The following is a 24069-nucleotide window of genomic DNA, read 5'->3' as shown; positions in this document are numbered from 1 at the left end:
CAGTGCGTTCCTCTCTGGCGTTAGGCCTCTTGCGAAACCTGAAGCGTCAGGAACTTCTCAGGAAGTGGTGGGTGATGACGGGATCGAACCGCCGACCCTCTGCTTGTAAGGCAGATGCTCTCCCGGCTGAGCTAATCACCCTCGCGATGTTGCCTGTTGCGTTTGCTTCGCTGAGGCCGCGAAATTTACGCAGGTGATGAAGCTAAGTCAATAGCCCCATTGGTTTTTTTCTCAAGAATGAAAGCTGCCAACCCCACTAGGCGTAAATCATCTTACGGGTCATGCCGCCGTCAACCACGAACTCCTGCCCGGTGACGAACGCCGCCTGGCGTGACAGCAGCCAGGCCACCAGCGCGGCCACATCCTCCACCGCCCCTACCCTGCCGGACGGGTGTTGGGCGTGGTCTGCCTCGGTCAGTGGCTCGGCGCGGCGCTGGGAGGGATCGCGGGCGTCAATCCAGCCGGGGCTTACCGCATTGACGCGTATTTCCGGGCCCAGGCTGATAGCCAGGGCATGGGTAAGCGCAACCAGGCCGCCTTTGCTTGCAGCGTAAGCCTCGGTGTCAGGTTCGGACTGCCTGGCCCTGGTCGACGCCAGGTTGACGATTGCCCCATTGTGCGCACGCAGGTACGGCGCACAGTGCTTGGCCAACAGCATGGCGCCGCTCAGGTTCACCGCCAGTACCCGGTTCCATTGGGCCAGGCTCAGGCTTTCCAGGGTCTGGTTGTGCGGGTTGGCAATAGCCGCGTTGCACACCAGCGCATCCAGACGGCCAAACTGCCCCAGGACCTGGGACACGCCGGCGCTCACCTGTGCCTCGTCTGCCACATCCATTGTGATGAACCAGGCGTTGTCCCCAAGTGCCTTGGCCACCTTGGCGCCCCGTGGCCGGTCCAGGTCGCTGAGCACCACCTGCCAGCCTTCGCAGATCAACCAGGCGGCAATACCCAGGCCGATGCCGCGAGCGGCACCGGTAACCAGGGCAACACGGCCATTATGGCCGGGGGGAGCACCGCTGATTTCCATTACAACACCGCCAGCCCACGCGCCAGGTCAGCCTGCAGGTCGGCCACGTCTTCCAGGCCCACCGCAACCCGGATCAGGCTGTCACGGATGCCCGCCGCCTCACGCTCCTGTGGCGTCAAACGCCCGTGGGAGGTGGTAGCCGGGTGCGCGATGGTGGTTTTGCTATCGCCCAGGTTGGTGGTGATGGACACCACTCGGGTGGCATCGATGAAGCGCCAGGCGCCTTCCTTGCCACCCTTGACCTCGAAGCTGACCACCGCACCGAAGCCGCTCATCTGGCGTTTGGCCAGTTCATGTTGCGGGTGGCTGGGCAGGCCAGCGTAGTGCACCTTCTCGATGCCGTCCTGCTGTTCCAGCCACTCGGCCAATGCCTGAGCGCTTTCACAGTGCGCGCGCATGCGCAGGCGCAAGGTCTCCAACCCCTTGGTGAAGATCCAGGCGTTGAACGGGCTCAGTGTCGGGCCTGCAGTGCGCAGGAAACCCACCACTTCCTTCATCTGCTCGGCACGGCCGGCCACCGCCCCGCCCATGCAACGGCCCTGGCCATCGATGAATTTGGTGGCCGAATGGAACACGATGTCGGCACCGAGCTTCAATGGCTGCTGCAATGCCGGTGTGCTGAAGCAGTTGTCCACCACCAGCATGGCGCCTTTGGCGTGGGCGATCTCACTGAGGGCAGCGATGTCGACCAGTTCAGCCAAGGGGTTTGAAGGCGATTCAACGATCAACAGCTTGGTATTGGCCTTGATGGCCGCGTCCCACCCGGAAAGATCCACCAGTGGCACGTAATCCACCTGCAAGCCGAAGCGTTTGAAGTACTTCTCGAACAGGCTGATGGTAGAGCCGAATACGCTTTGCGACACCAGCACGTGGTCACCAGCACTGCACAGCGACATCACCACGGCCAGGATAGAAGCCATGCCGGTAGAGGTCGCCACGGCCTGCTCGGCGCCCTCCATGGCCGCTAGCCGTTCCTCGAAAGCACGCACCGACGGGTTTGTATAGCGCGAGTAGACATTGCCCGGTGTCTCGCCGGCGAACCGTGCGGCGGCGTCGGCCGCCGTGCGGAACACGTAGCTGGAGGTGAGGAACAGCGCTTCGCTGTGCTCGGCCTCCGGTGTACGGTTTTGACCGGCGCGCACTGCCAGGGTGTCGAAACCGACACCCTCCAGATCGCTGTCCAGTCGCCCGGCATCCCATTGATCGGTCATGCCATCGCTCCCTGAAATCAGTTGTTATAGAGGTCGATGATTGCGCTGACAGCCTGGGTCTTGACCTTGGCCAGGTCGTTACGGGCCTGCTCGATCCGGTCAAGGTAGGCTTCGTCGATATCGCCGGTGACATACTCACCGTTGAATACCGCGCAATCGAAATGCTCGATCTTGATCTTGCCGCCACCGACCGAATCTATCAGGTCCGGGAGGTCCTGATAGATCAGCCAATCGGCGCCGATCAACTCGGCCACCTGCTCGGTGGTACGGTTGTGGGCGATCAGTTCGTGAGCGCTCGGCATGTCGATGCCGTAGACGTTGGGGTAGCGAACAGCAGGCGCTGCAGAGCAGAAGTACACATTCTTGGCACCGGCTTCGCGCGCCATCTGGATGATCTGCTTGCAGGTGGTACCACGTACGATCGAGTCATCGACCAGCATGACGTTCTTGCCGCGGAATTCCAGCTCGATGGCATTGAGCTTCTGGCGAACCGATTTCTTGCGGGCCGCCTGGCCGGGCATGATGAAGGTACGGCCGATGTAACGGTTCTTGACGAAGCCTTCACGGAACTTCACGCCCAGGTGCTTGGCCAGTTCCAGGGCGGCCGTACGGCTGGTGTCAGGGATCGGGATGACCACGTCGATGTCATGTTCAGGGCGCTCGCGCTGGATTTTTTCCGCGAGTTTTTCACCCATGCGCAGGCGCGCCTTGTACACCGATACACCGTCCATGATGGAATCCGGGCGGGCCAGGTACACGTGCTCGAAGATGCAAGGCTGCAGCTTTGGCGCCTCGGCGCACTGCTTGGTATACAGGCGGCCATCTTCGGTGATGTAAACCGCTTCACCCGGTGCCAGGTCGCGAATGAGGGTAAAGCCAAGCACGTCCAGGGCCACGCTTTCGGAGGCGATCATGTACTCGACGCCTTCGTCGGTGTGGCGCTGGCCGAACACCACCGGGCGAATGCCGTTGGGGTCGCGGAAGCCGACGATGCCGTAACCGGTGATCATCGCCACCACGGCATAACCGCCCACGCAGCGGCTGTGCACATGGGACACGGCCGCGAACACGTCTTCTTCGGTAGGCTGCAGCTTGCCACGTACTGCGAGCTCATGGGCGAACACGTTGAGCAGCACTTCCGAATCGGAATTGGTGTTGACGTGGCGCAGGTCCGACTCGTAGATCTCCTTCGCCAACTGCTCGACGTTGGTGAGGTTGCCGTTGTGGGCCAGGGTGATGCCGTACGGCGAGTTGACGTAGAACGGCTGGGCTTCGGCCGAAGTCGAGCTGCCCGCAGTGGGGTAGCGCACGTGGCCGATGCCGATGGTGCCCACCAGGCGCTGCATGTGGCGCTGCTGGAACACATCGCGCACCAGGCCATTATCCTTGCGCAGGAACAACCGGCCGTCATGGCTGGTCACGATACCGGCAGCGTCCTGGCCGCGGTGCTGGAGGACCGTAAGCGCGTCATACAGCGCCTGATTGACGTTCGACTTACCGACGATACCGACGATGCCACACATGCGACGCAACCCCTACTTTGACGAAACTTGAGTGAAAAGCCCTCACGGCCTGGCTGGCCCGAGCAACTGTTCCTTGAACGGAAGGTCAGCGGGTGTGCTGACCCCGGCACTGGACATCCACTGGCTGGTGAAACCCAGAATCAGGTTTTTCGACCAGTCAGCGACCAGCAAAAACTGTGGTATCAGGCGTGACTCCTGCCACCAGGTGTCTTGTTGCACTGGCCCCAGGCTTAGCAGCCCGATGGCCACCACTACCAGCAAAGCCCCACGGGCAGCGCCAAAAGCCATGCCCAGAAAACGGTCCGTACCCGACAGCCCGGTGACACGAATCAGCTCGCCGACCAGGAAATTGAGCATTGCCCCGACCAGCAGGGTAGCCACGAAAAGTATGCCGCAGCCGGCGATGACGCGCATCGACGGCGTCTGGATATAGCTTTCAAGATACACCGCCAGCGATCCGCCGAACATCCAGGCGACCGCACCGGCAACGATCCATATGAGCAGGGACAGGGCTTCCTTGACAAAGCCGCGCTTGAGACTGATCAGTGTGGAGACGGCGATGATCGCAATGATCGCCCAATCAACCAGGGTAAATGCCACGGCGCTGCCTGCAGACGTTTGAGGCGGCGCATTTTACCAGAGCGGCGGGCTGGGGTTAAGCGGAATGTCGGACGATTCCGCCCACCACGGCAGGAGGGAGCGCAGCACGCGATGGGCCGCAAAGCGGCCCGACCCGCACAGCGTGAAGCAAATCAACCACGCTCAGGCTGGAACCGCACCACAATGCCCTTGAGGCTGTTCTGACGGTTTATGGCGTCGCGGGTACGCTCGGCCTCGGCACGCTCGATCAACGGGCCAACGAACACACGGTTCAGCCCACCCGCTGCGCGGATATAGGCGTTATACCCCTGGCTGCGCAAGGTCTGCTGAAGCTTCTCCGCCCCTGCGCGGTTGGACAGGCTCGCCAACTGGATGGACCAACTGACCGGCAACCCGTTCACGTCGATCTTGGAGGGCGCAGCCCCTGGCACTGGCTTGGAAGCCGTGGCGGCTGGCGCTGCCGAAGCGGGCGCCTTGGGCTCAGGCTTTGCAGTGGCAGGCACTGGAGCTTGCGCCGGTGCCTGCACAGAAGGCGTGATGGGCTGGCGCGGCGCACTGGCAGGCGCCGTGGACTCATCGACGACCACGGGTGGCTGCTGCGTTTCGTCCGGGACGGGCTGGGGCTCAGGCACCGATACAGGGTCTACCTTAACCTCTGGCTGCGAAGGCATGGCCGGCGCCTGTGGAGCCTCCACATGCACCTGGCGCAACTCATCTTCGCGGGAAAACAGCATCGGTAAAAAAATCACTGCCAGCGCCACCAGCACCAGCGCACCGATCATGCGCTGCTTCATTCCTTTATCCAGCACTGCCATCTATTACACCCTCCTGGGCGCGTCGCTCCAGCCATTCCAACGCCTGGGCAACACAGAAAAACGAACCGAACAGCAGTACCTCATCACCTGCCTGGGCCTTCGCGCACTGCCCCTCAAGGGCAGCGTCGACACTGGCATAGGACTGCACGGCTGCGCCGAGGTTCGTCAGTGCCGCAGCCAACGCTGCAGCTGGCCTGCTACGCGGGGTAGCGAGCGGGGCAACCGCCCAGTCGTCTACCAGCCCGTGCAGAGGCGCCACAACGCCCTCCAGGTCCTTGTCGGCAAGCAGCCCGAACACCGCCAGGCGGCGACCGGCCAGGGGCCGGGCTGCCAGGCGACGGGCCAGGTACTGGGCGGCATGCGGGTTATGCCCGACATCCAGCAGCAACTCCACCTGCCTACCCTGCCAACTGACTGTGCGACGGTCCAGCCGCCCGGTGATGCGTGTAGCGAGCAGCGCCTGGCGGATCACCGCGCCATCCCAAGGCAGGCCTGTCAGCAGGTAGGCCTGCAAGGCAAGCGCCGCGTTCTCCATGGGCAAGTCGAGCAGCGGTAAGCCATCCAACGCTACCTGGGTACCCTCAGCACTGGTGCCGCGCCAGCGCCAGCCATCCTCTGCGACGCCCAGGTCGAAGTCCCGACCGCGCAGCAGCAGCGGCGCGCCCAACTCGGCGGCCTTGTCCAACAACGGCTGTGGGGGATCGAGATCACCACACACGGCCGGCTTGGCAGCACGGAAGATACCGGCCTTTTCAAAGGCCACCAACTCGCGGGTATCCCCCAGGTAATCAACATGGTCAACGCCGATACTGGTCACCAGCGCCAGGTCTGCATCCACCACGTTGACCGTATCCAGGCGCCCGCCCAGGCCGACTTCGAGCACTACGGCATCCAGCTGCGACTGGTGGAACAACCAGAACGCGGCCAGGGTGCCCATTTCGAAGTAAGTCAGGGAGGTGTCGCCCCGCGCCGCTTCCACAGCCGCGAACGCTTCACACAACTGCGCGTCGCTGGCTTCCTGGGCGTCGATGACGACCCGCTCGTTGTAACGGAGCAGGTGCGGCGAACTGTATACCCCTACCTTCAGCCCCTGGGCACGCAGCAGCGATGCGACAAAGGCGCAGGTTGACCCCTTGCCGTTGGTGCCGGTTACCGTCACCACCCGGGGTGCCAGCTTGCCCAGCGCCAAGCGGGCAAATACCGCCTGCGAGCGTTCCAGGCCCATGTCGATGGCCGACGGGTGCAACTGCTCGAGATAGGCGAGCCACTCGCCCAGGGATCGTTGTGTCATCACGCGACAGCAGCCGCCTCAAGCGCTTGTTCAGGGGTGGCCTGGCCGGTCATCTGCGCCAGCAGACGGGCGAGGCGTGGGCGCAGGTCGCCGCGGGAGATAATCAAGTCGATTGCACCATGCTCCAGCAGGAACTCGCTGCGCTGGAAGCCTTCTGGCAGTTTCTCGCGCACGGTCTGCTCGATCACACGAGGGCCGGCGAAGCCGATCAGCGCTTTTGGCTCGCCAACAATGACATCGCCCAGCATCGCCAAGCTGGCCGACACACCGCCATACACCGGGTCGGTGAGCACCGAGATGAACGGGATGCCTTCTTCGCGAAGACGGGCCAGTACCGCCGAGGTCTTGGCCATCTGCATCAGCGAGATAAGTGCCTCCTGCATGCGGGCACCGCCCGAAGCCGAGAAGCAGACCATCGGGCAGCGGTGCTCCAGGGCATAGTTGGCTGCCCGCACGAAACGCTCGCCTACCACAGCCCCCATGGAACCGCCCATGAACGAGAATTCGAAGGCGCTGACCACGATCGGCATGCCCATCAGGGTGCCGCTCATGGAGATCAGTGCGTCTTTCTCACCGGTCTGCTTCTGGGCCCCGGTCAGGCGGTCCTTGTACTTCTTGCCGTCACGGAATTTAAGGCGGTCAACCGGCTCCAAATCGGCGCCCAATTCGGCGCGGCCTTCGGCATCGAGGAAAATATCAATGCGTGCACGGGCGCCAATGCGCATGTGGTGGTTGCACTTGGGGCAGACGTCGAGGGTTTTTTCCAGCTCCGGACGATACAGCACGGCCTCACAGGCCGGGCACTTGTGCCACAGGCCTTCAGGCACCGAGCTCTTCTTCACCTCGGAACGCATGATCGAAGGGATCAGTTTGTCGACTAACCAGTTGCTCATGCTTTCTTTCTCCAGTATCGGCGGGTGGGGGCCAGCGTGGCCGGCCTGCCCTGCCCTTTGAACTCAAATGCTTGTTTGAAACGCTGGGGCAGCGGCCGTCGGGTATTACCCACGGCACTGCCCCGTTGAAAAGTCGATTGACCGCCCTCAATCGGGCGGCCGCCCCGCAGGGCCGCGATAGCTATGGACGATGCCGCGCGGCCAGCCGTCACATCCGCTCAAGCCTGTTTCACCGCGCGCACGAACGCCTCGATCTTTGCCGCGTCCTTGATACCCTTGGCCTGCTCTACCCCGCCACTGACGTCGACGGCGTAGGGGCGCACCTGAGCAATGGCCTGCCCCACGTTTTCCGGGGACAGCCCACCTGCCAGGATGATCGGCTTGTTGAGCCCGGCAGGCACCAGGGACCAGTCGAACGCCTCGCCCGTGCCGCCCGGGATACCTGGCACATAGGTGTCCAGCAAGATGCCCTGGGCAGCAGCATAATGCTGGCAGGCCACCTGCAGATCGTCGCCCGGGCGCACCCGCAATGCCTTGATCCATGGACGATTGTGGCCAGCACAGTCCTGCGGGCTTTCGTCGCCGTGGAACTGTAGCAGGTCCAACGGTACCACTTCGAGGATCTCGCTCAGCTCGCAGCGCGATGCATTGACGAACAGCCCAACCGTGGTCACAAAAGGCGGCAGCTCGGCGATGATCGCCCGCGCCTGGCGTACGTCTACAGCGCGCGGGCTCTTGGCATAGAACACGAAGCCGATGGCATCGGCGCCGGCTTCTGCCGCCGCCAGCGCGTCTTCGATGCGGGTGATACCGCAGATCTTGCTGCGAACGATGCTCATGGACAGCGACCCTGTTAACACGGTGAAAGGCCGAATGTTAGCAAATGCCCTAGCGTGCGTCAGTCTGCCAGTGCCTCATAGCCTGTGAGAAAGTGTGGGCCGATGTAACGCTGCGGCAGGGCGAACTCATCGGGGTACTCCACCTGCACGAGGTAGAGCCCGAACGGGTGGGCTGTGACGCCACCATGGCGGCGGTCACACCCCTCCAGCACCTCACGCGCCCACTCCACCGGGCGCTCCCCGGCGCCAATGGCCATGAGCACACCCGCGATATTGCGCACCATGTGGTGCAAAAACGCCGTAGCGCGCACGTCCAGCACGATCATCTGCCCGTGACGGGTAACGCGCAGGTGATAGATGTGCTTGATCGGCGACTTGGCCTGGCACTGGCTGGCACGGAACGCGCTGAAGTCGTGCGTGCCCAGCAAGCTCTGCGCGGCTTCGGCCATGCGCTGCACATCCAGTGGCCGGTGGTTCCAGGTGACCTCCTCGGCCAAGTGCGCCGGGCGGATGGGGTCGTTGTAGATCACGTAGCGATAACGCCGGGCGCAGGCCTTGAACCGGGCATGGAAATCGGCCGGCATGGGCCTGGACCAGACCACACTGATGTCGTGGGGCAAGTTGAAATTGGTACCCATGGTCCAGGCACGCTCGTCACGCACCGCACGGGTGTCGAAGTGCACCACTTGACCACAGCCGTGTACCCCCGCATCGGTACGGCCGGCGCATACAACCGAAATCGGTTCGTTGGCGACTTTCGACAAGGCTTTTTCAAGCGCTTGCTGGACACTTGGCACGCCACTGGCCTGACGCTGCCACCCGCGATAGCGGGCACCTTTGTATTCCACGCCAAGGGCAATACGGGCGTAGCCTTCGGCCGCCGATTCTGCGGCAGCGGTGTCGATGATGTCCAAGAAACTGAGACCTGTAGAAAGACTAAATAGCGGCGATTATAACGACAACGGCAGCCTGGGAGGGCTGCCGTTACGGGTAAAACCGGCCGGGCGGTGCCGCCCCGGCCAACTCGGCGCGCTGTCAAACCAGGCGCGACAGCATGTCTTCGGCCTCTTCACGCTGGCGCTGGTCACCATCCTTGACCACCTCATCAAGGATGTCGCGCGCGCCCTGGTGATCACCCATGTCGATGTAGGCGCGAGCCAGGTCAAGCTTGGTCGCCACCTCATCGGCCCCCGAGAAGAAGTCGAAGTCCAGGTCATCCACGGGCTCGGGCTCTGGATTGGCAGCAGCATCCTCAGCGGTGAAATGGGGCTCCAGCGAGGGTGACTCCAGGCTTTGCGACAGCTTGTCCAGCTCTGCGTTGACGTCATCGAGCTCCGACGAGAAGCTTTTCGCCGCGGGCGAGTCGTCGTCCTGCAGCGACAATGACAGGTCGAAGTCCGAAGGCAGGTCGAACTCCGACACCGGGTCGAACTCTGGCGCGTTGTCGAACGCCTCCAACTCGGCTGCCACGTCGACCGGCGTACCGCCTGGGCCGGCTGGCGCGCCAGGTGCATCGATATCCAGGTCGAAATCGGACAGGTCCGCCGCAGGTTGCGCAGCAACCTCAGCCTTGGCCTGGGCCAGCATCGCTTCGAAGTCATCGTCTGCGCCGGCCTGCTGCTCGTCCAGGCTCAAGTCGAAACTGCTGTCCAAAGCCTCGGGTTCCGACGCCTCGAGGGTGGGTACTTCGTCGGGAGCCTGTGGTTGGGCTACAGGCGCTTCTGCCGGTGCCGGCTGCTCATCCAGAAGCCCCTGAACATACTGCTCGTCCATCTTGGCGGCCAATGCGGCGGCCCCCAGGCCAGCGGCGGCCAGTGCGATCATCGCCGGGTAGCGCTCTTTGAGCCTGGCCACCTCTGCCGTATTGGTGGTATTGGCCGGCAGCTTATGCTCCTGCTCCACGAATGCGCTCTGGTCACCCTGGCGGGCATACACTTCCATCAGCTTAAGGCGCAGGTCGTCACGCCCAGGGGCGGCGGCAATGGCAGGCTCCAGCAGCTCGGCCGCGCGGTTGAGGCGGCCTTCTGCCAGGCACTGTTCGACCTGCACCAGTACAGCGGCGTATGGATCGGCCACCGGCTCCGGTGCCGCCGGTTTTTCCGCCGCGGTGGCAGCCGCTGCGGAGGCAGCCACCACAGCCGGGGACAGGGTCACGGTTGGCGGTGAAACCTCGACACCTTCAAGGCTGCCAACATCGGGGTCAAAGCCCGCAATCTGCTCTTCCTCCAGCGCCCGCGCCATGCGCAGGTGTTTTTCGGCCTCCTGCTGCGCCTTGCGCCGACGTGCCAGCAGCCACAACAGAAGCGCCAGTACCAGCAGCGTCGAGCCGGCGATCAGCCATAGCAGCCAACGGTTACCGAGGATCTGCTCCAATGCATCGGGAGCAGCTGGCGCGTCAGCCTGAGCGGCCGGGGGCGCCGTATCGGCTGCGGCAGGGGCCGGCTCGATCACCGGCTGTACTGCAACAGGTGGCTGGGTTACAGCAGCGGTACTCGCGGCGTCGGCGACAGGCTGCACGGGTGCGGCAGCGTCAACCGCGGGCTGGGCCGGCGTGGCAGCATCGGCCGCAGGGGCGGCTGCCCCTTGAGCCTCAAGCCTGGCCAACTGGTCGTTCTTCAATTCGATAAGACGCTGCAGTTTGTCCAGCTGGCTTTGCAGGTCCGTCATGCGGCTGTGCAGCTCTTCGTTGTCACGACGGCTAGTGTCCAGGCTCTCCTGCGCCACGGCCAGTTTGTCGTTCAACGCCTTGGCCTGACTCGCGCCGGCCTGGTTGCCCGGGCTGACCAGGCGCAGATTGTCGCCTTGGGCAATCGCCGCAGGCGCGGCGCCGGCGGTACCACGGCGGGTCGCGTCCAGCTGGCGGGCACGGGGCCCTAGCCGGCGCCCCTCACGCCAGGCTGCATATTGTTCGGCAACCTCGCGGTTTGCCTCGCCCTGGGGAATGCTCTGAACCTGCTGCGAGTCCGGCAGGCGCAGCACCTGCCCCACCTTGAGCTGGTTAATATTGTTGCCGATGAACGCATCCGGGTTAAGCGCCTGGATCGCGATCATGGTCTGCTGAATGGAGCCGCCCTGTGCGTTGCGCGCGGCAATCTGCCAGAGGGTATCGCGGCGCTGGGTAGTGTAACTGCCGGCCCCGGTGACCGCGGGCGCTACATTGCCGGGCGCCGCCTGCCCACCCTGGGCCTTGGCCTGGTCGAGCATCACGCTGTAATCGCGCAGCAGGCGGCCTTGAGGCCACATCACTTGCACCAGAAACTTCACCACAGGGCCAGGCATGGGCTGGCTGGACGTCACCCGCAGCACACTTTTGCCATTTGGGTTGATCACCGGGGTAAAGGTGAGATCTTGCAGCCCACTGGCAAAAGGCACGCCAGCCTTGGTGAAATCCTCGGCGGGCGCCAGGCTGGGCGCCACTTCGGCAGCGGTGAGGTCGCGTACATCGAGCAGTTCGATCTCGGCATCGAGCGGCTGGTTCTGCGCCGACTTGAGGGTCAGTTCCCCCAGGCCCAAGGCATTCGCCATGCCAGACGACAGCGCCGATGCTGCAGCCATGGCCAGAACCAGTTTGCGAATTCGAAGCATGAACTCTTCCCTTGTATGGATCGTCCCGAAACGTGCAGGCGAAGCTGAACAGACGTGCTCGCCAGTATCTTTTACAGCCTGTCTTTAATCAACAATTGCGCTATTTGCACCGCGTTGAGCGCGGCGCCCTTGCGCACATTGTCGGTGGTCAACCACAGGTTGAGTTGCTGCGCATCATCAATACCCTGGCGTACACGTCCAACATAGACCACGTCTTGGCCCACTGCGTCCCCAACCGGGGTCGGATAATCATCACGTTCCACCAGTTCGACGCTGTGCGCCTCGTTCAGCGCCTGGTTGACCGCGTCAAGATCGACCGCACCACGGCTCTGCACTGCCACATTGAAGCTATCGCCGAAAAACACCGGCACTTGAATACAGGTAACCGAGAGTTTCAGGTCGGGAAGGCCCAGCACAGCCCGCAGTTCCTGCACCAGGCGACGCTCAACAGCGGTATGGCCCTGGTCATCCGGGGTGCCGACCTGAGGCAGCAGGTTGAACGCCACCTGCCTGTCGAAGAACCGAGGTTCCAGAGGGCGAGCATTCAGCAACTCGGCTGTTTGCCGCGCCAGCTCGCTGACCGCCTCGCGGCCTTGGGCAGACACCGCCAGCGACGCGACCACCTGGACGCGCTCGATGTCCAGCAGGTGCTGTAGCGGCGCCAGCGTGGTGGCAACGGCGACCGCCGCCGAGCAAGGGCTGGTGATGAGCGCCGGGGTGCTGACCCCCGCCAGCTGCTCGGCGTTGGCTTCTGGCACAACCGGCAGCGCACCGCCCAGCGCGCCAGACAAATCGATTACCGTACAGCCCGCTTGCACCGCCTTGTGGGCGAAGGCCTGGCTGACCGAGGCGCCCGCCGCGAAGAACGCCAGCTTGACCTGGGCGAAATCGAAGCTGTCGACTTCACGCACCTTGAGCTTCCTGCCGGCGAACATCACGCTGCTGCCTGCCGATTCCATGCTGGCCAGCAGGTGCAATGTAGCCACAGGAAAATCCAGTTCTTCGAGAATTTGAACCAGTGCCTCGCCGACGCTACCGGTGGCGCCAACGATGGCGATATCAAAAACAGATGTCATGGTGTGGCCGACCTCAGGCAAAACGGGAGCGGCACTTTACCCGCATTACTCGGGCGAGGCCAACGCCACAGCCCTGCCTGCCGAACGCGGCAGTGCGCGGCAGATACAAAAAACCCGCACTGTCGCCAGCACGGGTTTGAATTGGAAACGCTGCGCTCAACGCTCCAGCAGAATCCGCAGCATGCGCCGCAATGGTTCTGCAGCCCCCCACAGCAGCTGGTCACCCACGGTGAAGGCCCCCAGGTACTGGGAGCCCATGTTCAGCTTGCGCAAACGGCCAACCGGAATGTTCAGGGTGCCGGTGACGTTGGTCGGGGTCAGCTCCTGCATGCTGATCTCGCGCTGGTTGGGCACCAGTTTCACCCAGGGGTTGTGCTGGCTGATCATGCCTTCGATGTCGGCGATCGGCACGTCCTTGTTCAGCTTGATGGTCAGCGCCTGGCTGTGGCAGCGCATGGCACCGATGCGCACGCAGATACCGTCGACCGGGATCGGGCTCTTGAACCGGCCCAGAATCTTGTTGGTCTCAGCCTGAGCCTTCCACTCTTCGCGGCTTTGGCCGTTAGGCAGCTCCTTGTCGATCCACGGGATCAAGCTGCCGGCCAGCGGTACGCCAAAGTTTTCCGCCGGGTACGCGTCGCTGCGCATGGCCTCTGCCACCTTGCGATCGATGTCCAGAATGGCGCTGGCAGGGTTGGCCAGGTCATCGGCCACCGCGGCATGGGTAGCGCCCATCTGCTTGATCAGCTCACGCATGTTCTGCGCACCGGCACCCGAGGCTGCCTGGTAAGTCATGGCGCTCATCCACTCCACCAGGCCGGCTTCGAACAGCCCACCCAGGCCCATCAACATGAGGCTGACGGTGCAGTTGCCGCCAATGAAGTTCTTGGTGCCAGCGTCCAGTTGATGATCGATGTGCTTGCGGTTGACGGGGTCGAGCACGATCACAGCGTCATCCTGCATACGCAGGGAAGATGCAGCATCGATCCAATAGCCCTGCCAGCCGGCTTCACGCAGCTTGGGGAAGACCTCGTTGGTGTAGTCGCCGCCCTGGCAGGTCAGGATCACGTCGAGGGTCTTGAGCTCTTCGATGGAGTACGCATCCTTGAGCGGAGCGGTCTCCTTGCCCACGCTTGGGCCTTGGCCACCAATGTTGGAGGTGGTGAAGAACACGGGCTCGATAAGGTCGAAATCCTGCTCCTCCAGCATCCGCTGCATGAGCACGGAACCAACCATGCCGCGCCAACCGATCAGACCTACACGTTTCATCGCAACTACACCTTTGCTAAAAGTGGGCCGCCATCGGGATTGGGGATGACGGGCCAGAGAGATTACAGATTCCGCAGCGCTGCGACTACTGCGTCGCCCATTTCCTGCGTACCTACCTTGCGGCAGCCTTCGGAGAAGATATCACCGGTGCGCAGGCCCTGGTCCAGGACCAGGCTGACCGCCTTCTCGATGGCGTCGGCTGCAACTGCCTGGTCGAAGCTGTAGCGCAGCATCATCGACACCGAGAGGATGGTTGCCAGCGGGTTGGCGATGCCCTGCCCGGCGATGTCCGGTGCCGAACCGTGGCATGGCTCGTACATGCCCTTGTTGTTGGCATCCAGCGAGGCCGAGGGCAGCATGCCGATGGAACCGGTGAGCATGGAAGCTTCATCCGACAGGATGTCGCCAAACATGTTGTCGGTGACCATCACGTCGAACTGCTTCGGTGCACGGACCAACTGCATGGCAGCGTTATCGACATACATGTGGCTCAGTTCTACATCCGGGTAGCCCTTGGCCACGTCTTCGACCACTTCACGCCACAGCTGGCTGGAGGCCAGAACGTTGGCCTTGTCGACCGAGCACAGCTTCTTGCCACGTACACGGGCCATGTCAAAGCCGACACGGGCAATGCGACGGATTTCGCTCTCGCTGTAAGGCAGGGTGTCATATGCCTGGCGCTCACCGCCTTCCAGCTCGCGCTGACCCCGCGGTGCGCCGAAATAAATGCCGCCGGTGAGCTCACGAACGATAAGAATATCCAGGCCCGACACGATTTCCGGCTTCAGCGACGAGGCATCGGCCAGTTGCGGGTAGAGGATGGCCGGGCGCAGGTTGGCAAACAGCCCCAGCTGCGAACGAATCTTCAGCAGGCCGCGCTCAGGGCGGATATCACGCTCGATCTTGTCCCATTTCGGCCCGCCAACGGCCCCCAGCAACACGGCATCCGCCTTGCGGGCACGCTCCAGGGTTTCATCTGCCAGCGGTACACCGTGCTTGTCGATGGCGGCACCACCGATCACATCGTGGGCCAGGGTAAAGCCAAGCTGGAACCGGTCGTTAGCCAGCTCCAGCACCTTGACCGCCTCTGCCATGATTTCCGGGCCGATACCGTCACCTGGAAGAATCAGAATCTGCTTGCTCATGCTTTCCTCTATCCAATCTTGAGGCGCAGCCAGGCGGCTGCGCCGAACTGTTACTGCTGACTGGCAGCCAGCGAACCTGGCTTTATCAGTCAGGCGTCACGAAAAAGCCACGGCTGGGCAGCGCGATGCTTGCCTTCGAACGCCGTAATGGCATCGCTATCCTGCAGGGTGAGGCCGATGTCATCCAGCCCGTTGAGCAGGCAGTGCTTGCGGAAGGCATCAATCTCGAAATGCAGCACCTTGCCGTCCGGGCGGGTCACTGCCTGTGCCTGCAGGTCGATGGTCAACTGGTAGCCTGGGTTGGCCTCAACTTGGCGGAACAGCTCGTCCACCTCCTCATCGCTGAGGATGATCGGCAACAGGCCGTTCTTGAAGCTGTTGTTGAAGAAGATATCGGCAAAGCTCGGCGCAATGATGCTGCGGAAGCCGTATTCGTCCAGCGCCCAGGGCGCGTGCTCACGGCTGGAGCCGCAACCGAAGTTTTCCCGGGCCAACAACACGCTGGCGCCCTGGTAGCGGTCGTGGTTGAGGACGAACTCCTGGTTGACCGGGCGCTTGCTGTTGTCCTGGTAGGGCTGGCCCACATCCAGGTAACGCCATTCGTCGAACAGGTTGGGGCCAAAGCCCGTGCGCTTGATCGACTTCAAGAACTGCTTGGGGATGATCTGGTCGGTATCGACGTTGGCGCGGTCCAACGGGGCAACCAGGCCGATGTGCTGGGTAAAGGCTTTCATGCTGCGCTCCCTTGGATCAACTCGCGGACGTCGATGAAGTGACCCGTGACCGCTGCGGCGGCCGCCATGGCCGGGCTGACCAGGTGTGTGCGCCCGCCAGCGCCCTGACGGCCTTCGAAGTTACGGTTGGAGGTGGATGCACAGTGCTCGCCACTCTCCAGCCGGTCGGGGTTCATTGCCAGGCACATCGAGCAACCGGGCTCACGCCATTCGAACCCAGCCTCAAGGAAGACCTTGTCCAGGCCCTCGCGCTCGGCCTGGGCCTTGACCAGCCCGGAACCCGGTACAACGATGGCCTGCTTGACCGTCGCTGCCACCTTGCGCCCCTTGGCGATTTGCGCAGCCGCCCGCAGGTCTTCGATACGCGAGTTGGTGCAGGAGCCGATGAACACGCGGTCCAGACGGATGTCGGTGATCGCCTGGTTGGCGGTGAGGCCCATGTACTTCAAGGCCCGCTCGATCGAGCCGCGCTTGATCAGGTCGCTTTCGGCCGCAGGGTCCGGCACGCGCTGGTCCACAGCCAGTACCATTTCAGGCGAGGTACCCCAGCTGACCTGCGGCTTGATCTGGCTGGCATCCAGCTCGACCACGGTATCGAACACAGCATCATCGTCGGAAACCAGGTCTTTCCAGGCCTCCACAGCACGGGTCCACTGCTCGCCCTTGGGCGCATACGGGCGGCCTTCGACGTAGGCGACGGTGGTGGCATCGGTAGCCACCAGGCCGACACGGGCACCTGCCTCGATGGACATGTTGCAGATGGTCATGCGGCCTTCCATCGACAAGTCGCGGATGGCGCTGCCGGCAAACTCCATGGCGTGGCCATTGCCACCGGCCGTGCCGATCTTGCCGATCACGGCCAGGACGATATCCTTGGCGGTGACGCCGGCAGGCAACTGGCCTTCGACGCGCACCAGCATGTTCTTCATCTTCTTGGCGACCAGGCACTGGGTGGCGAGCACGTGCTCCACCTCGGAAGTGCCGATGCCATGGGCCAAGGCACCGAAAGCGCCGTGGGTAGAGGTGTGCGAGTCGCCGCAGACCACCGTCATGCCTGGCAAGGTGGCACCCTGCTCCGGGCTGATGACGTGGACGATGCCCTGGCGCTCGTCATTCATCTTGAATTCGACGATGCCATATTCGTCACAGTTCTCGTCGAGGGTTTGCACCTGCAGGCGCGATACCTGGTCGACGATGGCATCGATCCCACCCTTGCGCTCCGGCGTGGTCGGCACGTTGTGGTCAGGGGTGGCGATGTTGGTATCGATGCGCCACGGTTTGCGCTGGGCCAGGCGCAGGCCTTCGAAGGCCTGAGGCGAGGTAACCTCGTGGATGATGTGGCGGTCGATGTAGATCAAGGACGAGCCGTCATCACGGCGCTTGACCTCATGGGCTTCCCAGAGTTTGTCGTAGAGCGTTTTGCCAGCCATCAGACTGTTCCTCATCAGCGTCTTTCTATGCCAAAAACCCCTTGGCTTGTATGGACGATGCTATGGGGTTAGATTGAATAACTCAAATTCATAATTTTTATCCTTTGGATAACCACAAGGAATCCAAACTTTGGATCTGGCCAACCTCAGCGCCTTCATCGCCATCGCAGAAACCGGCAGCTTTTCAGGTGCCGGGGAGCGCCTGTTCCTGACCCAGCCGGCCATCAGCAAACGCATTGCCGGGCTAGAGCAGCAACTGGACGTGCGGTTGTTCGACCGCCTTGGCCGTGAGGTGACCCTGACGGAAGCCGGGCGCGCCTTACTGCCTCGGGCCTACCAGATCCTCAGCGTGCTTGATGATACCCGACGTGCACTGACCAATCTGTCAGGCGAAGTCGGTGGTCGTCTGACCCTGGCCACCAGCCACCATATCGGCCTGCACCGCCTGCCCCCGCTGTTGCGGGCTTTCACGCGCAAGCATCCTGCCGTGGCGTTGGATATTCAGTTCCTCGATTCAGAACAGGCCTACGACGAAATACTCCATGGCCGCGCCGAGATTGCAGTAATCACGCTCGCTCCAGAGCCACATCACCTGGTCAGGGCGGTACCGGTATGGGAAGACGCACTGGATTTCGTCGCCGCCCCCGAACACCCGCTGGCCAACAATCACACCGTCACCCTCGCCGATGTTGCCCGCCACCCGGCTGTGTTCCCCGGCGGCAATACCTTCACCCACCACATCGTCCAGCGCCTGTTCGAAAGCCAGGGCCTCACCCCCAACATCGCCATGAGCACCAACTACCTGGAAACGATCAAGATGATGGTTTCGATCGGCCTGGCCTGGAGCGTTCTGCCGCGCACCATGCTGGACGAGCAAGTGGCACCTATCGCCCTGCCCGGCATTCAGCTGTCGCGCCAGCTAGGCTACATTCTGCACACGGAGCGTACCCTATCGAACGCGGCCAAGGCGTTCATGGCCCTGCTCGATAGCCACGCAGGGCCCGCCTGAGGCGCCGGCAGCCCGGCATTACCCTCAAGGATGCGTCACAAGCCAAAGGTCTGGTAACCATGCCCAAATCAGCGAACCGTTTAATGCGCCTGCCTCGGATCCCTGCGGCCGACCCTCAGGAGTCGGAACAGGCCTGGCAGAATGCGCCGCAGCTGCTGGCTGCGCTCAACGGGGCGCGTCTGGGCGCTTGGCTGTGGGACATCGAGAGTGGCCGGGTGAGCTGGTCAAGAGGCACCCAGGCCCTGTTCGGCTTCGACCCATTACGCGCGTTGCCCGACGATATCGACTACCTCGACCTGCTACCGGAAGAGGACCGCGCCCGCACCCGCCAGGCGTTTCAGGCTGTGTTCAATGGCGAACCGGTGGAACGCGCCATGCGGCACCGCATCCGCTGGCCGGATGGCAGCCTGCATTGGCTGGAGATCAATGGCAGCCTTACCCACGACCAGCATGGCCGGCCGCAAATGATCGGCGTGGTACGGGAAATTACCCGTCAACGCGAACGCGAAACGGCCCTGGTCAACTCGGAAAAGCGCCTTGCGACGCTGTTTCACCTTAGCCCCAATGCCATTTTGCTAACCCGTCGTCACGACGGCATGATCTTCGAGGTGAACCGGCACTTCGAAGACACGTTTGCCTGGCCAGGCAACCAGGTAGTCGGTAAAACCAGCCTGGAACTGGGCCTGTGGGCTAACCCGGAGCAACGCCAGCAAATGCTGGAGGCCACCCGCCTGAGCAGTGGCCCGCTGATCATGGAAGTGCAGTTTCGCGCCAGCAACGGCAGGGTTCACGACGGTATTCTGTGTACTCAGGGCATCGAACTCGAGGGCACCACCTTCCTGCTCAGCACCTTCCTGGACACCACCGAGCGCAAGCGCGCCGAACTTGCACTGAAGGACAGCCAGGAACGCCTGGACCTGGCGCTGGATTCGGCGCAATTGGGCACGTGGGACTGGCATATCCCCAGCGGCATGCTCTATGGCTCGGCACGGGCGGCGCAGTTGCACGGTTTGCCCCCTACCCCTTTTCACGAATGCTTCGACGCTTTTTTCGAAGGGGTGCCCGAGCAGGAGCGCAGCTCCATGCGCCAAGCCTATCGCAGCCTGCGCGAAGGCCCTGCGGGCAATTACCAGATCACCTACCGGGTGCAATTGGACAACGGTATCTCACGCTATATCGAAAGCCGCGCCCGGCTGTATCGCGATGAGCAGGGCAACCCGCTGCGCATGGCCGGCACCCTGCTGGACATCACCGACCAGGTGGAGCGCGAACAGCGTCTGAGCGCTTCGGAAGAGAAGTTCGCCAGCCTGTTCCAGGTAAGCCCCGACCCGATCTGCGTGACCCGCCAGGACACCGGGCAATTTATCGAGATCAACCCCGCCTTCACTCACACCTTCGGTTGGGGCGCCGAGCAACTGATCGGCCGTACCGCAGAAGAAATCGGCTTGTGGGGCGAGTCCGTGCAGCGGGCGCAGCGCATCGAACGGGTTATCCGCGAACAAGCCTTGAGCAATGTAGCGGTGGTGGTCAACCACCGTCATGGCGAGGCGCTGACCTGCGTGATCTCAAGCCGCCTGATCACGGTAGACGACCAACCCTGCAGCGTGACCACCCTGCGCGATATCACCCAGCAGCAGCGGGCCGAAGCTGCGCTCAAGGCCAGCGAAGAGAAGTTCGCCAAGGCCTTTCACTCAAGCCCTGACGCAATCACCATCACCGAGTGCCAAAGCGGGCGTTACCTGGAAATCAACGACGGGTTCTGCCGGCTGACCGGTTACAGCGCCACCGAAGTGGTCGGCCGTACCGTATTCGAGATCGGTATCTGGGCCGATGCCAACCAGCGCAGCTCATTGCTGGCCGAGCTGCGTGAACACGGACGGGTGCATCACCGGGAGATGCTCGGGCGCAACAAGTGCGGCGAATTGCTGACGGTAGAGGTGTCGGTTGAGCCGATCATCCTCAACGAAGAAGAATGCCTGCTGATGACAGCCCGCGACGTCAGCCAACTGAAGAACGCCCAGGCGCAGATACGCCACCTGGCCTACCACGACCCACTGACCAATCTGCCCAACCGGGCCTTGCTGATGGACCGCCTGAGCCAGCAGATCGCCCTGCTCAAACGCCACCACCTGCGCGGTGCCCTGCTGTTTCTGGACCTGGACCACTTCAAGCATATCAACGACTCGCTGGGCCACCCTGTTGGCGACACCGTGCTGAAGATCATCACCGCGCGGCTGGAGGCCAGCGTGCGCCTGGAGGACACCGTGGCGCGCCTGGGCGGGGACGAGTTCGTGGTACTGCTCAGCGGGCTGGAGGGCAGCCGGGAAACCGTTGAAGAAAAGGTCCGGGAACTGGCCGACACCTTGCGCGAGCTGCTGGCCCAGCCCATGTCACTGGACGGCCAGCGGTTGCAGGTAACACCCAGCATCGGCGTGGCACTGATCCCGGACCACGGCACTACCCCGGCAGATTTGCTCAAGCGCGCCGACATCGCGCTGTACCGGGCCAAGGATTCGGGGCGCAATACCACACAGGTCTTCCAGGCCACCATGCAGAAGGCGGCCAGCGAGCGCCTGCGCATGGAAAACGACCTGCGCCTGGCACTGGCACGGGGCGAAATGGCGCTGCACTTTCAACCGCAGGTGGATGCCCGCGACAACCGCATCGTCGGCGCCGAAGTGTTGTTGCGCTGGCATCACCCACAGCTGGGCCATCAGCCGCCCAGCCAGTTCATTCAGGTGCTCGAAGAGAGCGGTCTGATCCTGGAGGTGGGCAACTGGATCCTCGACGAAGCCTGCGATGCCTGCGCGCGCATGTTGGCGGATGGCCTTATAGATGCCCGTGATTTCAGCCTGTGTGTCAACATCAGCCCCAGGCAGTTCCGCCAGAACGACTTCGTCGGGCGCGTTTTACGCAGCCTGAATGACTTCAAGGTGCCTAAACAGATACTGAAATTGGAGATCACCGAAGGCATTGTCATCCAGAACCTGGAGGACACCATCAACAAGATGCGTGAGCTGAAGGCTTATGGCGTCAGCTTCGCCATGGACGATTTCGGTACAGGCTATTCCTCACTGACTTACCTCAAGCGCCTGCCGGTGGATGCGCTGAAAATTGACCAGTCATTCGTGCGCGACGCGACCGTTGACCCCAACGATGCCGAGATCGTCCGCGCCATCGTGGCCATGGCGCGCAGCCTTGGCCTGGCGGTCATAGCCGAGGGCGTAGAGCTCAGCGAACAACTGGAATTTCTGGAGCAGCTGGGGTGCCACCTCTATCAGGGATACCTGTACAGCCGCCCCTTGCCGTTGGCAGAGTTCCGTCAGATGCTGCTGGAGGCGCCTGCTGTCTATTGACGCCTGCAACGCAAGAAAGGCACCCGAGGGTGCCTTTCTTGTCAGTAGCGCCTGTTAGTTCAGCGCTGGCTGTTCGCCATTGATCGGGATGCGCTTGGCCTTGGCTTCTTCAGGCACGATACGCAGCAGGTCGATGCTGAGCAGGCCGTTGGCAAGGCCCGCTGCCTTGACCTCGATGTGGTCGGCAAGCCTGAACGACAGCTTGAAGGCGCGCTGGGCAATACCTTGGTGCAGGTAGGTCACTTGGGCAGCACTGTTGTCGCGCTTGCCGCCAGTGACGGTGAGCACACCTTTCTCTACCTGAAGGTCAAGGTCTTCTTCCTGGAAGCCGGCGGCCGCAACCACAATGCGGTATTGGTCTTCGCCGTGCTTTTCCACGTTGTAGGGCGGGTAGCTGCTACCCGCATCGTTGCGCGCCGCCGACTCAAACAGGTCGTTGAAACGGTCGAAGCCCACGGAATGGCGGAACAGGGGAGCAAGGGAGAAAGCGGTGGTCATGGTCATAACTCCTGAGTTTTCAGCAAGTAGGTCATTACGCGACCCGACTTCGGCATCGCGTACTCAAGAGATAGGGCCTGGCAAACAGTTTTCAAGTGGAGCCTGTAAAAAATCTATTCTGCCCTGCGCCTCAAGCGACGCACGCATCCACCGGTTGCTGTTCGGCACCGATAAGCCGGCTAATGCGGGCGCAGTCGTCTTCACGGCGCAGCTCGGCAAACAGAACGACCGCTTCCGGGTAGCTGCGTGTAAGCATGGCCAGCCACTGTTTCATGCGCCCGGGTGCATAACGTGGCGACAGCTTGGCCTGCGCCTGGCGCCAGAACTCGCGTAGCAGCGGCAGCAGTTGCTCCCAGCTCATCGGTTGGTAATGCTGCCCGGCACGCGCTGCCGCAATCTGCAGCCCCAGGTCGGGTCGCGACACCAGGCCGCGGCCCAACATGATGTTTTCGGCACCACTGACCTCGCGGCAACGCCGCCAGTCATCCACCGTCCAGATCTCACCGTTGGCGAACACGGGCACCTTCACCACATCCTGCACGCGAGCTACCCATTCCCAATGCGCAGGCGGCTTGTAGCCCTCAACCTTGGTACGCGCGTGCACCACCAGGTGAGTCGAGCCGCCTTCGGCCAGCGCCATTGCGCACTCCAGCGCACCGTCCGGGCTGTCGAAGCCCAGCCGCATCTTGGCAGTGACGGGAATGTCTGCAGGTACCGCGCGGCGCACTTCACGCACGATGGCATGCAGCAACTCTGGTTCCTTGAGCAACACGGCACCGCCACGCGACTTGTTCACCGTCTTGGCTGGGCAGCCGAAGTTGAGGTCGATCACCGGCGCACCCAATTCGCAGGCCAATGCCGCGTTATCGGCCAGGCAGGCAGGGTCCGACCCCAGCAGTTGCACACGCATTGGCACCCCAGCGGCCGTGCGCGCTCCCTGGCGCAGCTCAGGCGCCAGTTTGTCGAAGGACGATGGCGGCAGCAGGCGGTCGCATACGCGTATGAATTCGGTGACGCACCAATCGATACCGCCAACGCGGGTAAGCACGTCGCGCAGGATGTTGTCGACCAGCCCCTCCATAGGGGCCAGGGCAATTTGCATGTGAGGGTCTCGATGGAAAAAGGCGGCAGTCTAGCAAATATCGCAGGCCATTCAGGCGCCGGTCAGCGCCGGGCCATAACCTTCCAGGAACTCAGCCGGCATGCGCCGGGGTTTGCCACTGGACAGCTCGATACAGGCAAACGTGGTCTGGGCTCGCAGCAAGGTCGTGCCATCCTGCGGACGCCATAGCTGAAAGCGGCGGGTCATGCGCAGGCGCTGGTCCCAATCGATGATCCACGTCGCCAGTTGCAGTGCATCATCCTCGTACGCTGCGGCCAGGTAATCGATTTCGTGGCGCACCACCGCCATCGCCCGGTCCAGGCGCCGATACTCGGCCAGATCCAGGCCCAGACGCTGGGAGTGGCGCCAGGCGCAGCGCTCCAGCCAGGTGACATACACCGCATTGTTGGCATGGCCGAGGCCATCGATGTCTTCGCTGCCAACATGCAGATCGATGATGAAGGGGGCAGGCAGGTCCCAACTCATGTTCAGTTCCCGGACGCAAAAAGGGAATTTAGCAGTGATCTGCAGGCGAATGTCCAGCGTTGTACCGGGCACACGCCTGGATCGCTGAGCTTGAATGCAAGCATTTTTCGAGGGCAAAAACAAAAGGCCCATTCAATATCCGAATGAGCCTTAAAAGTCCCGCAAAACGCGGGTAAACAT

20 protein-coding genes and 1 tRNA gene are annotated in these 24069 nt (G+C 62.6%); 2 read left to right on the top strand and 19 right to left on the bottom strand.

Translation table 11 applies throughout. The annotated features are described in order from the left end of the window. Positions 1–65 precede the first annotated feature (65 nt). The 16 genes from APH25_RS24030 to leuC all read right to left on the bottom strand — a co-directional run bounded on the left by APH25_RS24030 (position 66) and on the right by leuC (position 17438). A tRNA-Val gene (locus APH25_RS24030) sits at positions 66–141 on the bottom strand. Positions 142–256: 115 nt separating this feature from the next. Next, positions 257–1027, bottom strand: a complete 771-nt coding sequence (locus tag APH25_RS24025) for an SDR family oxidoreductase (RefSeq protein ID WP_060483612.1) — start codon at positions 1025–1027, stop codon at positions 257–259. Next, positions 1027–2238, bottom strand: coding sequence for an O-succinylhomoserine sulfhydrylase (locus APH25_RS24020; RefSeq protein WP_060483611.1), 1212 nt, complete (start codon positions 2236–2238; stop codon positions 1027–1029). The genes APH25_RS24025 and APH25_RS24020 overlap by 1 nt, the downstream gene beginning before the upstream one ends. A gap of 17 nt (positions 2239–2255) precedes the next feature. Continuing rightward, complete coding sequence (purF, locus tag APH25_RS24015) at positions 2256–3761, bottom strand: amidophosphoribosyltransferase (protein WP_028632375.1); 1506 nt, start codon at positions 3759–3761, stop codon at positions 2256–2258. Positions 3762–3803: 42 nt separating this feature from the next. Then, on the bottom strand, positions 3804–4361 hold the full coding sequence (locus tag APH25_RS24010) for a CvpA family protein (protein WP_028632374.1): 558 nt from the start codon (positions 4359–4361) through the stop codon (positions 3804–3806). 152 nt (positions 4362–4513) lie between these two features. Then, the gene (locus APH25_RS24005) at positions 4514–5176 is read right to left on the bottom strand and encodes an SPOR domain-containing protein (protein ID WP_028632373.1); all 663 of its coding nucleotides are present in this window, start codon (positions 5174–5176) and stop codon (positions 4514–4516) included. Then, on the bottom strand, positions 5160–6467 hold the full coding sequence (gene folC, locus APH25_RS24000; protein WP_060483610.1) for a bifunctional tetrahydrofolate synthase/dihydrofolate synthase: 1308 nt from the start codon (positions 6465–6467) through the stop codon (positions 5160–5162). The genes APH25_RS24005 and folC overlap by 17 nt, the downstream gene beginning before the upstream one ends. Beyond that, a complete protein-coding gene (accD, locus tag APH25_RS23995) occupies positions 6467–7360 on the bottom strand; it encodes an acetyl-CoA carboxylase, carboxyltransferase subunit beta (protein ID WP_028632371.1) in 894 nt (297 codons plus the stop codon). Before accD ends, folC begins: the two co-directional genes overlap by 1 nt. A gap of 218 nt (positions 7361–7578) precedes the next feature. Then, a complete protein-coding gene (locus APH25_RS23990; protein WP_028632370.1) occupies positions 7579–8199 on the bottom strand; it encodes a phosphoribosylanthranilate isomerase in 621 nt (206 codons plus the stop codon). A gap of 59 nt (positions 8200–8258) precedes the next feature. Further along, the gene (gene truA, locus APH25_RS23985) at positions 8259–9113 is read right to left on the bottom strand and encodes a tRNA pseudouridine(38-40) synthase TruA (protein WP_028632369.1); all 855 of its coding nucleotides are present in this window, start codon (positions 9111–9113) and stop codon (positions 8259–8261) included. Between the two features lie 121 nt (positions 9114–9234). Further along, positions 9235–11784 (bottom strand): FimV/HubP family polar landmark protein, encoded by a 2550-nt coding sequence (locus tag APH25_RS23980; protein WP_060483609.1) that lies wholly within the window; start codon positions 11782–11784, stop codon positions 9235–9237. 71 nt (positions 11785–11855) lie between these two features. Continuing rightward, positions 11856–12860 carry an aspartate-semialdehyde dehydrogenase gene (locus APH25_RS23975; protein ID WP_060483608.1) on the bottom strand — a complete coding sequence of 335 codons (1005 nt, stop codon included), beginning with the start codon at positions 12858–12860 and terminating at the stop codon, positions 11856–11858. A 156-nt stretch (positions 12861–13016) separates the two neighbouring features. Further along, on the bottom strand, positions 13017–14129 hold the full coding sequence (gene asd, locus APH25_RS23970; RefSeq protein WP_060483607.1) for an aspartate-semialdehyde dehydrogenase: 1113 nt from the start codon (positions 14127–14129) through the stop codon (positions 13017–13019). Positions 14130–14191: 62 nt separating this feature from the next. Next, positions 14192–15274, bottom strand: a complete 1083-nt coding sequence (gene leuB / locus APH25_RS23965) for a 3-isopropylmalate dehydrogenase (RefSeq protein ID WP_060483606.1) — start codon at positions 15272–15274, stop codon at positions 14192–14194. Between the two features lie 89 nt (positions 15275–15363). Continuing rightward, positions 15364–16008 (bottom strand): 3-isopropylmalate dehydratase small subunit, encoded by a 645-nt coding sequence (gene leuD, locus APH25_RS23960; RefSeq protein WP_028632364.1) that lies wholly within the window; start codon positions 16006–16008, stop codon positions 15364–15366. Continuing rightward, on the bottom strand, positions 16005–17438 hold the full coding sequence (gene leuC / locus APH25_RS23955) for a 3-isopropylmalate dehydratase large subunit (protein WP_060483605.1): 1434 nt from the start codon (positions 17436–17438) through the stop codon (positions 16005–16007). The genes leuD and leuC overlap by 4 nt, the downstream gene beginning before the upstream one ends. A gap of 130 nt (positions 17439–17568) precedes the next feature. On the opposite strand from leuC, the gene APH25_RS23950 reads away from it, so the two are divergent. Then, positions 17569–18447 carry a LysR family transcriptional regulator gene (locus APH25_RS23950; RefSeq protein WP_060483604.1) on the top strand — a complete coding sequence of 293 codons (879 nt, stop codon included), beginning with the start codon at positions 17569–17571 and terminating at the stop codon, positions 18445–18447. A gap of 59 nt (positions 18448–18506) precedes the next feature. Then, the gene (locus APH25_RS23945; RefSeq protein ID WP_060483603.1) at positions 18507–21803 is read left to right on the top strand and encodes a PAS domain S-box protein; all 3297 of its coding nucleotides are present in this window, start codon (positions 18507–18509) and stop codon (positions 21801–21803) included. Between the two features lie 54 nt (positions 21804–21857). Here the strand turns inward: APH25_RS23945 and APH25_RS23940 are convergent, their stop codons facing one another. The 3 genes from APH25_RS23940 to APH25_RS23930 all read right to left on the bottom strand — a co-directional run bounded on the left by APH25_RS23940 (position 21858) and on the right by APH25_RS23930 (position 23889). Further along, positions 21858–22301, bottom strand: a complete 444-nt coding sequence (locus tag APH25_RS23940; protein WP_028632360.1) for an Hsp20 family protein — start codon at positions 22299–22301, stop codon at positions 21858–21860. A gap of 130 nt (positions 22302–22431) precedes the next feature. Then, on the bottom strand, positions 22432–23403 hold the full coding sequence (locus APH25_RS23935; RefSeq protein ID WP_060483602.1) for a tRNA-dihydrouridine synthase: 972 nt from the start codon (positions 23401–23403) through the stop codon (positions 22432–22434). A 51-nt stretch (positions 23404–23454) separates the two neighbouring features. Continuing rightward, positions 23455–23889, bottom strand: coding sequence for a thioesterase family protein (locus APH25_RS23930; RefSeq protein WP_028632358.1), 435 nt, complete (start codon positions 23887–23889; stop codon positions 23455–23457). Positions 23890–24069 lie beyond the last annotated feature (180 nt).

The organism is Pseudomonas sp. NBRC 111119 (assembly GCF_001320125.1).
Taxonomy (GTDB): Bacteria; Pseudomonadota; Gammaproteobacteria; order Pseudomonadales; family Pseudomonadaceae; genus Aquipseudomonas; species Aquipseudomonas parafulva.
This window is presented reverse-complemented; position numbering and strand designations above follow the sequence as displayed.